At 42.7% G+C, this 14352-nt stretch carries 12 protein-coding genes; 2 read left to right on the forward strand and 10 right to left on the reverse strand.

Annotated elements, in window-relative coordinates:
* Positions 1–93: 93 nt before the first annotated feature.
* Positions 94–1149 (forward strand): sporulation integral membrane protein YtvI, encoded by a 1056-nt coding sequence (gene ytvI, locus NCCP2331_RS02260; protein WP_251668165.1) that lies wholly within the window; start codon positions 94–96, stop codon positions 1147–1149.
* 45 nt (positions 1150–1194) lie between these two features.
* Here ytvI and NCCP2331_RS02265 read toward each other — a convergent pair whose 3' ends face one another.
* The 7 genes from NCCP2331_RS02265 to cyoE form a co-directional block, all read right to left on the reverse strand.
* Entirely contained in the window at positions 1195–1656 is a 462-nt protein-coding gene (locus NCCP2331_RS02265) for a DUF420 domain-containing protein (protein WP_251668167.1), read from the reverse strand.
* 24 nt (positions 1657–1680) lie between these two features.
* Positions 1681–2604 carry a cytochrome c oxidase assembly factor CtaG gene (ctaG, locus tag NCCP2331_RS02270; RefSeq protein ID WP_251668169.1) on the reverse strand — a complete coding sequence of 308 codons (924 nt, stop codon included), beginning with the start codon at positions 2602–2604 and terminating at the stop codon, positions 1681–1683.
* 228 nt (positions 2605–2832) lie between these two features.
* The gene (locus tag NCCP2331_RS02275; protein WP_251668171.1) at positions 2833–3180 is read right to left on the reverse strand and encodes a cytochrome C oxidase subunit IV family protein; all 348 of its coding nucleotides are present in this window, start codon (positions 3178–3180) and stop codon (positions 2833–2835) included.
* 1 nt (position 3181) lies between these two features.
* Positions 3182–3808, reverse strand: a complete 627-nt coding sequence (locus NCCP2331_RS02280) for a cytochrome c oxidase subunit 3 (RefSeq protein WP_251668173.1) — start codon at positions 3806–3808, stop codon at positions 3182–3184.
* Positions 3808–5682 (reverse strand): cytochrome c oxidase subunit I, encoded by a 1875-nt coding sequence (locus NCCP2331_RS02285; RefSeq protein ID WP_153720542.1) that lies wholly within the window; start codon positions 5680–5682, stop codon positions 3808–3810. Before NCCP2331_RS02285 ends, NCCP2331_RS02280 begins: the two co-directional genes overlap by 1 nt.
* A gap of 33 nt (positions 5683–5715) precedes the next feature.
* Positions 5716–6783: a cytochrome c oxidase subunit II gene (gene coxB / locus NCCP2331_RS02290; protein ID WP_153720543.1), complete on the reverse strand. Its 1068-nt coding sequence runs from the start codon at positions 6781–6783 to the stop codon at positions 5716–5718.
* 102 nt (positions 6784–6885) lie between these two features.
* Complete coding sequence (cyoE, locus tag NCCP2331_RS02295; protein WP_251668174.1) at positions 6886–7803, reverse strand: heme o synthase; 918 nt, start codon at positions 7801–7803, stop codon at positions 6886–6888.
* 402 nt (positions 7804–8205) lie between these two features.
* On the opposite strand from cyoE, the gene NCCP2331_RS02300 reads away from it, so the two are divergent.
* Entirely contained in the window at positions 8206–9114 is a 909-nt protein-coding gene (locus NCCP2331_RS02300) for a COX15/CtaA family protein (protein ID WP_153720545.1), read from the forward strand.
* A gap of 110 nt (positions 9115–9224) precedes the next feature.
* Here the strand turns inward: NCCP2331_RS02300 and pyc are convergent, their stop codons facing one another.
* From pyc to NCCP2331_RS02315, 3 genes are all read right to left on the reverse strand, one after another.
* Positions 9225–12668, reverse strand: coding sequence for a pyruvate carboxylase (pyc, locus tag NCCP2331_RS02305; RefSeq protein ID WP_251668175.1), 3444 nt, complete (start codon positions 12666–12668; stop codon positions 9225–9227).
* A gap of 17 nt (positions 12669–12685) precedes the next feature.
* On the reverse strand, positions 12686–13852 hold the full coding sequence (locus NCCP2331_RS02310) for an FtsW/RodA/SpoVE family cell cycle protein (RefSeq protein WP_251668176.1): 1167 nt from the start codon (positions 13850–13852) through the stop codon (positions 12686–12688).
* Between the two features lie 63 nt (positions 13853–13915).
* A complete protein-coding gene (locus NCCP2331_RS02315) occupies positions 13916–14197 on the reverse strand; it encodes an Fpa/YlaN family protein (protein WP_251668177.1) in 282 nt (93 codons plus the stop codon).
* Between the last annotated feature and the right edge of the window lie 155 nt (positions 14198–14352).

The following is a 14352-nucleotide window of genomic DNA, read 5'->3' on the forward strand; positions in this document are numbered from 1 at the left end:
GCCGAAGAGCATCATGTTCTTCGGCTTTTTCCTATTATTACGTCTGTTGTTTGGTTATAATAAACTCAGAATGTATGTGGAGGACGATGACTCTTGAAATTACTGACCAAACGAAATATGATGATCACATTAAGTATTGTTGTTTTACTATTAATTGTATTTTTTATCCTGCCTGTTTCTATACCGATTATTTTAGCTCTGCTGACTGCGATTTTTTTAGACCCGCTTGTAAAATGGGTCGAGCGAAGGTTTAAATGGAAACGCAAGCTTTCTGTCATTGTCAACTTCATTGTCTTTGTTGGGGTCAGTGTATTTCTTCTCTTTTACACGGTGAATACACTCATTGGAAAAATCGTTCATTTCACCAAAGAAATTCCGAACTACCTGAATTCACTTTCAAGTGTTTGGATCAATACGCAGAGTAAAATATTTCAGTATACGATAGGAATGCCGGAAGACATTATTGCCATGCTCGAGAAAGAATTCAATGAAATTATTGAATCATTCCGTGTTTCACTGATTACACTTCTGAGCTATGATAAGATTCTCGGACTGATTTCGGAAATTCCGAACTTCTTGGTGAGTTTCATTGTCTTCATGATCGCTTTATTCTTGTTCATGCTGGAGCTGCCGAACCTGAAGCGCGCACTTTATCGTCATCTGACAGAAACGACCGCACAAAAAGTACATTATATGATGAACAAATTAAATAACGTCATCCTGGGATTTGTCAAAGCGCAATTATTAGTAAGTCTGATCATTCTGGCCGTTTCATTTATCGGTCTGCTGCTGATTATTCCAAAGTACGCAGTGGTCATGTCTCTTGTGATTTGGATCATCGACATCATCCCAATTTTAGGATCCATCATCATCTTGGCGCCATGGTCGATTTATCAATATGTATCCGGAGATATAGCCATGGGTACTAAACTTGCCATCCTGGCCGTAATCCTGCTGATCATCAGACGGACAGTTGAACCGAAAGTGATGGGCTCCCAAATAGGCTTGTCGCCTTTGCCTACATTGATCGCCATGTTCATTGGATTAAAATTATTCGGCGTGCTGGGCTTTTTTATTGGACCGATGCTCGTCATTCTCTTCAACACTGCAAGAGAAGCGGACATTATTAAACTGAATTTCAAAATATGAAAAAAGGGTATATCTCCCTCCCGGAGATATACCCTTTCTAATTAATTAAAAACCTAAAATCGCTTTAAATACAGAAGTGGTTTCTCCGCCTTTATAAAACACATAAAGCAATAAGAAGACGGCAACGCCTGTAATTGCGGTAAAAAACCAGATGATGCTTGTGACAGGCCCCATTTTTCGGTGACGGGCCAAATTATTCTTAAATCCGGCGACCATCGTAATCACTCCCAGAACAGCTCCTGTAGTAGCAAGTACGATATGAAAAATTAAAAACACCGTGTAATAAATCTTTAAGTGGTCAGGACCTCCAAATGCAGTATTTCCAATAAATACAGTCCGTGAAATGTAAATAATGAAAAACAACACTGCGGATATGGCTGCGGCCACCATCGTTTTTTGGTGGGCCGCCTTCTTCTTTTGAAGAATCAAATACCATCCGACCGCTACCAAAACAGCAGACAAGACGATAAAAAATGTACTGATGGTCGGTAATATTGGAAGTTCCATCGCTGTAAACTCCTTCTTTTTTACTCAGCCGTGCATAGTTAATTTTTGACGTTTCAGCAAGTCCTGGCGAGTAATTTCATCTGCATTTTCTCTCTCATATTTAGACCAACTTAAGAAAATTCGTCCAATCACCACAACATAGACAATCTCCTGAATAACTTTCATTAAAATACCGCCTAATTGCTGATCGTAAAGTGTAGGCATGTCCGTAAACAGTTCAGGACCTGACATGCCAAGATTTGATAATCCGGCAAGCGTGCTGCTCGGTACACACAGCGCCATTGCTTTTAACCATGCTTCCCCGCTGCTGTACGTCTCATATACCGGAACATCCACGAAGATAATCAATGAACAAGCAGGAGTAATCAGAAGCGCGCTAAGGATGACATATCCGATCTTTTTCAATCCATGAAGATGCGGCTGTCCTTTTACAGTATTCACTACCGGCCACCATAAGAAAATTGCCGAAATGAAAAGTGTCACTGTAAACACAGTGTGCAGCGGCAAACTTAACTTCACCTGATCCAGAATCATCGGATAATGATACATGGAGAACATCAGTGTGAAGAGCAGTAAACTAATGACCGGTTTCGTCAATAGCATAAATACCTTTCTAATTGCCGTTACAGACAACAACTTCTCCCAAAGCCAATTCGGGATCCCCATGATAAAGAGCGGGGCAACCATTAATAACAGTATAGCCATTTGAGCCATATGAACAGAAAACAAAATATGTCCGATTAAATCCATTGGTGATCCTTTCACGATATATAAAAGAACCATGGAAGAAATGAAATAGGCAATTTGCTGTTTAGTTACAGGTTCAGATCCTTCAAAGCGATCTCTCCACTTAACAGTAATCAGATAATATAATACAACACCAAGTACGATAGCGAGTAAGAAATAAGGACTCCACAAAGCCCGAAAACCAAAAATACTTAGAGGCAAAACAGTCACTCTCCTTTTGTAGTCAGCCTGCTGTCACCATGCCAGTCCGTCTGTTGCTGAATAATGAAATATACAACAGCACAAGCGAACAGAAATGTATCCTTTATCCATTATACGAGCAACTATGCCATAACTCAATGTACGAACTTTGACAATTTCGTCTGCGCAAATTTTAACAGCGAAAAAAAAAGAGGCTTATGGAATGCATCCATAAACCCCTTTTACTGATTACCACCAAACGATTGTTACAAATGTCAAAGGAATCAAGAAACCTAACAGAGCACCTGTAAACATAAACATTTGCGGAACGCCATGTCCTTTTTCATTCATATGCATGAAGTAGTAAAGTTGAAGACCAACCTGTACTGCCGCAAACAAGAACAACGTCGGGATGACGAAGAATTTAGAGAATCCCGCAACGTCAGAAAGGTATGCGACTACCATCGAAAATGAAACGAGTGTTAAGAAAATCATTAAAGCAAACATCGCCACTTGATTTCGCATAGATTCTTTTGCACGTCGCTGCTGAAGCAGCTGCTCAGCCGGAGATCGTTTAATCACTTGAATATCTGCCATCTTAACCCACCACTCCCATCAAGTAGACTACAGTAAAGATGAATACCCAAACTACGTCAATGAAGTGCCAGTACAATGAAAATGTATAATACTTCGTTGCATTATACAAGTTCAGTCCACGCTTGGAGTTACGGAAGATCAACAAAGTAACCCAAACTAAACCAATCGCCACGTGAAAGCCGTGTGTACCTACCAGTGTGAAGAAAGAGGAACTGAATGCACTGTTACTGAACGTAAATCCTTCTTTTACATAGTGAGAGAACTCATAGACTTCTAACATCAAGAATCCAAGGCCTAGAAATGCAGTAAGGGCGAGCCATAATTGCATCTTTTTAAAATTGAAACTTTTCAGGTGATACATAGCATATACACTAGTCAATGAAGATGTCAAAAGAAGCATCGTCATGACAAATACTAACGGTAACGTATAGAGCTCTTGAGTCGTGAAACCAAAGCCGCTTGGACCTTTGTTTTTCAATGCCATATACGTTGCAAACAACGTAGCAAAGAGAATTGTTTCTCCGCCTAAGAAAAGCCAGAAACCAACGAATTTATTCTTTGCTTCCAAGGTAGCCTTTTCTGGATGAGCCGGCCATGTTTCAGGGGTGAATTTTTTGTTCAAATCCATTAGTTACGCCCCCCTTTGTTCTTTAAATCTTGCATGATTTGCTCTTTCGTCACATAGAAACCAAGATCATCTCTCAACGAACGTGCAGCCATGCTGACAAAAGTAAATGCAAGTCCGAATACCAGTACAGGAAGTCCCCAAGAAGTTTCCTGGTGGAACATCGCACCGAAGCCTGCAATAAACAGACCCAGAGACATCAACATTGGAATAATGGAACCGTTCGGCATGTGAATATCCGTAATCGGCTCAGCAGGTGTAATCATTTCCTTGCTGCCTTCCATCTTTTCGATCCAAAGTGTATCGAGACCGCGAACTAATGGTGTTGCTGCAAAGTTGTAGAATACTGGAGGTGATCCGATCGCCCACTCAAGTGTGCGTCCGTCTCCCCATGGGTCATTTCCAACGCGCTCATTTTTAATAGTTGTCATAAGGATATTAATAACCATTACGATAAACCCGATCGCCATCAGAAGTGCACCGATTGTACTGATCATGTTCGCCATATTCCATCCCTGTCCGTCCATATACGTCCAGACACGGCGCGGCATTCCCCAGAAACCTAACCAGTGCTGGATCAGGAATGTCATGTGGAATCCGATAAAGAAGAATACAAACGTAATTTTTCCAAGGAATTCATTCAGCATCGTACCGAACATTTTCGGCCACCAGTAGTGAAGTGCCGCGAAAATAGCCAATACTACCCCACCGATGATTACATAGTGGAAGTGAGCTACGATAAAGTACGTATCGTGAAGCTGATAGTCAAGTGGTGCTGCACCCTGCATAACACCGGTAACTCCACCCATTACGAATGATGGAATGAAACCGAGTGCATAAAGCATCGGTGTGGTAACTTTAATACTTCCGCCCCAGATCGTAAGGAGCCAGTTAAAGATTTTAACACCGGTAGGAACTGCAATCGCCATTGTTGCTACCGCGAAAATCGCGTTAGCAGTCGGTCCAAGACCAACTGTGAACATATGGTGAGCCCATACCATGAATCCTAAGAATCCGATTAATACGGTAGCGAATACCATCGCTGTGTAACCGAAGAGACGCTTCCGTGAGAATACGGAGAAAATCTCTGAGAAAATACCGAAAGCAGGCAAAATCAGGATATATACTTCAGGGTGTCCGAAGATCCAGAAAATATGCTCCCAGATAATCGTGTTTCCGCCCATCGTATGATCGAAGAAGTTACCGCTGAACATACGGTCAAATGTTAAGAAAAACAATCCAACAGTCAATGGAGGGAAAGCGAAAAGAATCATCGCTGACGCTACGAACGTAGTCCATGTAAACAATGGCATACGCATGTAAGTCATCCCTGGTGCACGCATGTTGATGATCGTAACGAGGAAGTTAATCCCTGCCATTAACGTACCACCACCGGCGATTTGCAAACCAATTGCATAGAAGTCAATACCATGACCCGGTGAATGAAGTGACAGAGATGCGTAAGATGTCCATCCAGCATCTGGAACTTCACCAAAAAGCCATGAAATGTTAAGGAATAAACCACCAAAGACGAACATCCAAAAACCTAATGAGTTAATGAATGGGAATGCTACGTCACGTGCTCCGATTTGAAGCGGCATGATGGCGTTCATAAAACCAAATAGAATCGGCATCGCTGCCAAGAATATCATGGTTGTTCCGTGCATTGTAATTAAGTCGTTAAAAAGCCCTGCGCTTACGAGATCATTGTTTGGCGTCATCAATTGAAGACGAATGATCATCGCTTCAATACCGCCAAGAACGAAGAAGAATAATCCCCCAAGGAGATACAGTATCCCAATCTTCTTATGGTCGACTGTCGTCAGCCAATCCCAGAGCGTTGCGCCAAAGCCTGTTTTTTGAGCAACTGAACTCACTGTGTTACCTCCTATTCAATTTCCGTTTGAAAATTATTTTTCGACTTTCAAGCCTAGTAAGTATTCTGATAAAGCATCTAAATCTTCGTCAGAAATCTGGTCTTTACCGAATGAAGGCATTTGATTGCCCGGTTTATGTTTCTGTGTATCGCGAATCCAGTCTTTCAGTTCCTTTTCATCGTGCTTCAAGAAACCTGCAACACGGTTGCGATCTCCGAATGTAGCCAAGTTGGGTCCCTGTGCTCCAGACTCACCTACGCCTGAAACTGCGTGACATCCGATACAGCTTTGAGAGAATACTGCTTCGCCGTCAGCATTTGCAACGACTGGTTCATCAGCCGTTTTCTGCATTCCAGCCACCCAGTCATCAAACTGATCTCTCGGTAAAGTTTTTACTTTGAAGTCCATCAAAGCATGGGAAGGTCCGCAAAGCTCCGCACATTTTCCGTAGAAAACACCGTCTTTCAAGCCTTCTGATTCTTTTTCGAAACTTAAGTAGAATTTATTGACGTTCTCCACGTTCGTATCCAGCTTACCGCCTACTGCCGGAATCCAGAATGAGTGTTTAACGTCTGCAGCAATCAAGTTGAAGTACACTTTTTCATCTGTAGGTACTACCAGTTCCTGAGCCGTAACAATTCCTAGATCAGGATACTCGAATTCCCACCAATACAATTTTGCTGTTACATCAATTACAAGGTTTTCAGCGTTTCCGTCTTCGTCAACTGCTTCCATCGCTTTTACATCACCCAATTTATATGTGTAGTAAACCGTAGGAACAGCAAGGATCAGAATCAAAACGATTGGAATGAATGTCCAGACCATCTCAAGTGTATGACTTCCTTCCACTTGTTCAGGCACAAAATCTTCACCCAATTTGGAACGTCTGAAGCGTACTAGTGCAACTAAATAAATTGCTACTACTACGATGATGACTAGTAACATGATTCCTGATGATAACAGCAGCAAGTTAAACTGATCTTTAGCGACTTGCCCTGCCGGATGGAATGTTGAAAGCTGCTCTTGTCCACAGCCTGCTAAGAAAACTGCGAAAACCGCCAATAATGAAAAGAGACGCCACTTTTTGAGTCCTTTAATCATCGCTAACTAATACCTCTCTTTCTAAAAAAATGTTTTTCTACTATGGAGGACTAGAAGCCTCTCTATGATGAATTCCTGTTTTAAAGAAAGAATTCCGAAACGTTAGATGAATATAGAGAAAATAATCATGGAGACAAATAAGATTGTCATGTAATTCAACGAGTAGATAAACATTGAAGTAGCCCATTTCAGATCTTCTTTAGCTTTAAATCCTTTAAGTGCAAGATAAAGCCACCCGACATTCAACAAAGTTGCAAATACTACAAATCCTGTACCAAGTTCTTGCAGCAGGAAAGGCAGCGGGAATAGCAACAATACCCATATGAGCATAGACTTCTTCGTGCGTTCGAAACCTTTTACTACCGGCAGCATCGGGATGTTTGCTGAACGATATTCCTCTGTTCTGCGCATAGCCAGCGCATAAAAATGCGGAGGCTGCCATATGAACATGATCAGGAACAGTGCCCATGCGCCCATCGGCAGTGCCGGATCAACCGCAGCCCATCCGATAAGAGGAGGAACGGCACCTGACAAGCTTCCTACTACTGTATTGCTGACATGACGGCGCTTTGACCACATGGAATATAGAACAACATAAGCCAGTACTCCAATGATCCCCAGCCAGCCGGCCATTGCGGAAGCAGAGAATAACAAAACCTCTCCGGCAAGCAGAAATGTAATGGCCAGCGTCAGCACAGCAGGCGTTTTAAATCTGCCTGTTACTGTCGGTCTCGACTTTGTTCTCGACATAATCGGGTCGATATCCCGGTCAATCAAATTATTCAGTGCTCCAGAAGCTGCAATGATCAACCCGGTACCCAAGATTGCAAATACCAACAAATCGAAATTATGGAGAAAACTTTTCCCAGTGAATTGAAATGCCAAAAAAAGACCGGTGAACGTAGTGATCAAATTCGAATTGACGATACCTATTTTGATAAGCGCCAAAAAGTCTTTCCATAAGGTAATCGACTCCACTTTGGGATCTGCAACTGTCGAAAGCGTTCGACCGTTTGACATAATAACCCTCCTTTCAAAGTTTTCAGCAAAGACCCTAACACTTACTATATCGAAATTCGTCGGTAATTTCTACACCATTTCGCAATTTATAGCAGTTTCGTGCAACCTGAGCGTCTTTGTCCTTCACCTACTATATAGTAAAGCATTTCTACAAGAGAATTGTGAAGTTAAAGAGGCTTTTTTATGAACAATTTGTGAAAAGCCTTACGCACTGAAGCTTTATCAGCTCATGGCATTGTGTTTCAATGTGATTTTCTATATTATAAAACATGAAACGAATAATTCAACTGCATGGCAAATACAGACAGCGGCTTTAGCTGCATGCTGTTTTTTTCTATGCAATTGGGCAACACAACAATAGACCGGCCACTAGGTCAATTCATAGAAGAAGGTGTCTCATACTTGCGATATAATCGGTTTTTAAAATGGTTTGGTGTTGCTTCCACCATCGGCATGCTCGCTATCTTGCTCGGAGGAGCGCTCGTCACAAAGACAGACAGCGGAATGGGCTGCGGAAGACACTGGCCCGGCTGTAATGGCCAATTGATTCCTGATGAAATTACCGCTGAGGTTCTCATCGAATTCTCCCACCGTCTTGTAACAGGCAGCGTAGGCATATTGATTGTTGTTCTGGCAGTGTGGTCCTGGAAAGCCCTTGGCCATATACGCGAAACAAAGTTTCTTGCTTTCATGGCTGTGTTCTTTTTAATTCTTCAGGCACTGATTGGAGCAGCTCAAGTATTGTGGGGACAAGGCGATTTCATCCTGGCTCTGCACTTCGGCATTTCGCTCATTTCATTCTCGGCTGTCTTTTTACTGACACTGCTGATTTTTGAAGTAGATCAGAAATTTGATGCAGATAAGATCAGGATAGGTTCTTCTCTCAAGTTTCATACAATCGGAGTAACCATTTATTCATATTTCGTAATCTATACAGGAGCTCTCGTGCGTCATACCAGTTCAGGACTTGCCTGTTCCGACTGGCCGATGTGCCGCAATGGAGAATTCAAATTACCGCAGAGCATGTACGAGTGGGTGCAGATGGGCCATCGCCTCGCTGCTGCTCTTATCCTGGTTTGGATCGGCTTCATAGCGATCAAAGCAATCAGACACTACAGTGATCAGCGTGTGATCTACTGGGGCTGGATCAGTGCCTTTTTATTGGTTCTGGCACAGGCAACAACCGGCATGATTGTCGTACTTACTAGATTAAATCTCTATGTTGCCCTGCTTCATTCATTGTTCATTACATTGCTTTTCGGTTTACTTACCTACTTAGTGCTGCTCGTTTCCCGCAGCCATTCAAAATAACCGACTTCGTTAAAAGAGCTCAGCTGCTGTTTACAGGCTGAGCTTTTTTTATTTCATTACCAGCCTCACAAAAACTCCTGCAGCGTTAAACGATCTGCAGGAGCTGTTTATCAATGTTCTACTTCAATGAGCAGGTCACCGGTCGAGATAGAATCCCCGGGCCCTACGTAAATCTCTTTTACTACCCCGTCAAACGGAGCCTGAATCGTAGTTTCCATTTTCATCGCTTCTGTTATAAGCAAGTGCTCTCCGCGTTTTACTTTAGCTCCCAATGAAACCGCCACCTGCAATACAGTTCCCGGCATGGTCGCCGCGATGTGGGATTCATTTGACGGATCCGCCTTTTGCTTCTTCACATCTTTCGTCTCGATGTGCATGTCTTGAATGACGACTTCACGCGACTGGCCGTTCAATTCAAAATACAGCACCCGTGTACCGTTTGGCTGAGGTTCTCCAATGGATACAAGTTTCACGATCAGTGTCTTACCCACTTCAATTTCAACTTCAATTTCTTCGCCTAAACGCAGACCGTATAAAAATTGAGGCGTACTGATGACAGATACATCACCGAATTGTTTCTTCGTTTCAATATATTCTTCAAAAACTTTCGGATAGAGAACATGTGCAAGGGCATCATGCATAGTTGCCGGTTTTTCCATCTTCGCTGTTAATTCTTCCATCACTTTTTCAAAATTAACCGGCTCAAGCAACTCTCCGGGACGCACGGTAATGGCTTTACGGCCCTTTAGAATAACCTCTTGCAATTCTTTCGGGAATCCTCCGTACGGCTGTCCAATCGATCCTTCGAAAAATTCGATAACCGATTCCGGGAAGTCGATTGAATGGCCGCGAGAAATGACTGAGTGTTCATTCAACTCGTTTTGAACCATGAAGAGAGCCATGTCCCCTACTACTTTTGAAGAAGGTGTCACTTTGACGATATCTCCGAATAAGAAGTTGACACGGGTGTACATTTCCTTCACTTCTTCCCAGCGCTCGCCCAGACCGACCGCTTTCGCCTGCTGCTGCAGATTGGAGTACTGGCCGCCCGGCATTTCATGTACATAAATTTCCGAATGCGGACTGTTCATGCCGCTTTCAAAAGGCTTATAGTACTTGCGGACATCTTCCCAGTAATGTGAAAGTTTCTCCAGAGATTCGGTTTCTGCCCGAACCTGCCGCTTGCTGTCCTGCATTGCATAAGCAAGTGAATTGGCAGAAGGCTGAGAGGTCATGCCTGCCATTGAACCGATGGCAGTATCGACAATATCCACACCCGCCTCGATCGCTCTTGCATACATGAAAATTCCGTTACCGCTCGTATCATGAGAATGTAAGTGAATCGGCAGTTCAGTGGAATCTTTTAATTCTGAAATTAAACGATATGCCGCTTCTGGTTTCAAGAGACCCGCCATATCTTTAATAGCCAGAATATGTGCGCCTACCGCTTCTAATTCTTTCGCCATTTCTTTATAGTAATTGACTGTATATTTCGCGCGGCTGTCATCGAGAATATCGCCTGTGTAACAGATGGCTGCTTCTGCGATCTTACCTGATGCGCGGGTTTCGTCAATTGCCACTTCCATGCCTTTAATCCAGTTCAGACTATCAAAGATTCGGAATACATCGATTCCCGAAGCTGCAGACTCTTTAATAAACTCACGGATGACGTTGTCGGGATAGTTCGTATAGCCGACTGCATTCGCCCCTCTGAAAAGCATCTGGAACAAAACATTCGGAATTTGCTCGCGCAATCTCTCCAGTCGATCCCATGGACTTTCTTTCAAGAAACGATAAGCGACGTCAAATGTGGCGCCTCCCCACATTTCAAATGAAAATAGATCTGGAAGCAGGTGTGCGCTTTCCGTTGCGATCTGCGTCAGCTCTTTTGTTCTCATTCGCGTGGCCAATAAAGACTGGTGCGCATCGCGGAATGTCGTATCGGTCAATAATACATCTTCCTGCCTGCGTACCCATTCCACGAGACCATCCGCGCCCTGTTCATCCAAAATTTGCTTTGTTCCTTTTGGAAGCGCTGTCTTCGGATCGACTGCTGGAATACGGACTGGATGTAAAACAGGTCTTGTCGGATCATCGATTCCCGGGAATCCATTGATCGTAACGTTTCCGAGATAAGAGAGCATCTTCGTTCCGCGGTCTTGTCTTTTCGCAAACTCGAACAGTTCAGGAGTTTCATCAATAAAGCTTGTATTGTAATCACCTGATAAGAAGTCCTCGTTGCATACAACATTTTCAAGGAAAGGAATATTTGTTTTAATTCCGCGGATTCTGAATTCCTTCAAATTTCTGAGCATTTTAGCTGCAGCATTGCTGAAAGTCGGTCCCCATGTCGATACTTTTACAAGCAGCGAATCATAATACGGACTGATGACAGAACCTTGATATGCATTTCCTGTGTCTAAACGGACACCGAATCCTCCGCCTGAACGATAGACAGACATCTTGCCCGTATCCGGCATAAAATCATTTAAAGGATCTTCTGTTGTGACACGTGACTGAATTGCGTAACCAAACAGCGGGATATCTTTCTGCTGCGGTATATTGATTACTTCCGAATGAAGCTTATCACCCTGCGCGATGAATATTTGCGACTGGACAATATCAATTCCCGTAATCATTTCAGTAATCGTATGTTCCACTTGAATGCGCGGATTCACTTCGATGAAATAAAATTCATTGTCAGCTACTAAAAATTCGACAGTACCAGCGTTTATATACCCTATATTCTTTGATAATTTGACAGCGGCTTCACAAACAGCTTCTCTCAACTCATCGGTTAACGAAATAGAAGGTGCAATTTCAACTACTTTTTGATGACGGCGCTGGATCGAACAATCACGCTCGTACAAATGGACAATATCTCCATATGTATCTCCTAGTATCTGCACTTCAATATGTTTAGGCTGTTTAATATACTTTTCCACATATACTTCGTCAGAACCAAATGCAGATTTCGCTTCTGATTTCGCCCGGTTATATGCTTCATCCACTTCCTCTGCAGATTCTACGATCCGCATCCCGCGGCCGCCTCCGCCCAATGAAGCTTTGATAATGATCGGGTATTTATTCTGCGCACCGAATTCCCGAACTTCCTCAACAGAAGTTACCGGTCCGTCAGTTCCCGGAATCACAGGGATACCTGCAGCAATGGCCTGCTCACGCGCTTTTACTTTGTCGCCGAACATCTCTAAATGTCTGGATGTAGGGCCAATGAAAATGATTCCTTCCTCTTCCAGACGCGATGCAAATGCAGAGTTCTCTGCCAAGAATCCGTAACCAGGGTGAATCGCATCGACATTCGCTTTTTTAGCAATCTCGATAATCCCCTCAATATCCAGGTACGCATCAATCGGTTTTTTTCCTTCGCCTACTAAAAATGACTGATCAGACTTATAGCGGTGCAAAGAAGCCCGGTCTTCTGCCGAGTAAATCCCGACTGTCGCAATATTCAACTCTGTACATGCTCTGAAAACACGGATCGCAATTTCCCCCCGGTTTGCGACCAGTACCTTTTTAATTTCTCTTCTCTCCACCTATAACACATTCCTCTCTACTTCGTTTTTTCGTATTTAACAAACATCGATACATTCATCAGTATGCCCAGCGCAATAGACAGGAAGACAACAGACGTACCGCCGAAACTGATGAATGGCAGCGTAACACCTGTCAATGGGATCAATCCTGTTAAACCGCCTAAGTTTACAAAAGTCTGAATACCTATCAAACTCCCGACTCCTGCAGCCAGCATACGTGCATGGGCATCTTTTGTGCGCAGCGCAACGATAAACGCTTTCATGACAATGAAAAACAAACCGCCAAGGACAATAGTTGTCCCTATCAACCCCATCTCCTCAGATATCACTGCCATAATGACGTCTGTATGAGGTTCCGGTAAATATCCAAGTTTCTGTATAGAATTTCCAAGCCCCACCCCTTTCAAGCCGCCGGCACCGATTGCAATGTAGCCGTTGACTATTTGTAGTCCTGATCCCTGCATATATTCAAAAGGATCAGTATAGGCAAGAATTCGTCCGACACGCGAACCTGTCATGACATCATCCCACTTTATCCATAAAAGGAGGCCTAATCCCACTCCTAGTACAGCAAAAACAGAGCTGATTTTCAAATAATTCTTCCATTTCATACCACTTGCGGCAATTACGGAGACAGCGAGTAAAAATAAGATCATCGTTGCTCCAAAATCAGGCTCCAACATTACTAATATCAAAGAAAATGTAAGTATGGAAAACGTCGGAAATATAGTGGTTTTGATTTCATCCAGGGTGCCCGCATAAAACTTATTGGCAAATACACCTGAAAAATAGATGATGAAAGCAATCTTCGCTACTTCCGTTGGCTGAATATTACCTAACTTTCCTAAAGCAATCCAGCTTTTTGCACCGACTGCATCTCCAAAACCGACAATCTTAACCGTAATAAGCAGTGCAAACATCACACCGACGGTCACGTAGAGGAATTTTTTATTGCGGTAATGCCGGTACGGAATAATTGATGCAGCCAGGAAGGCGGGAACCGCGAGAGCAAGACTTTTGATTTGCTTGCTGTAAAAGCGCGTCGGTTCATCATTATATCGATTTACTGACCACACCATGCTTGAGCTGTAAATCATTATTAAACCAAATAGACATAATAACAAATAAACTGCGAATAGGGAATAGTCAAAATTTCTTAAAATTCGGTTCATATAAGTCTTCATTGCTGGCTACCTCGTCGTCCTAAATAAAAAACTCAAACCGTTTTAGAAGTTTGAGTCTTTCATTTATTTTTTTGTATACAGTTCGTGCAAGATATTTAACTCTTTCTCTAGCATCGAAATGATTTCACGGCCTTTTTCCTGTTCAACCAGACCCAGCTTCACAGCAAAATCAATCTCACGGGACAAGCCGTACATTTGTGTGTCAAGCACTTCTTCATATAACGGACACTGCGGCATCGTTAAATTATCCATCTGTACCTTGATTAACTTTGCAATTTTATCAGCATCCGCATGAAGTTGCTTTATTGCTTTTTCTTTGTAAGTATCTTGAACTTCTATATCCATGGAGACGCCCCCATTATTCATTATTCCCGCAAGGTGTTGATGTCTAAATTGTATCTTTTGCAATTAAAAATTGCAAGTATTACCCGAGGAAAAGTATGAATCCGTATGAAATCCTTTTCACTTTCACAATGAAAAGGTATACTGAAAATAGTTGA

The sequence above is a fragment of the Sporosarcina sp. NCCP-2331 genome, assembly GCF_023707945.1.
Lineage (GTDB): Bacteria > Bacillota > Bacilli > Bacillales_A > Planococcaceae > Sporosarcina > Sporosarcina cascadiensis.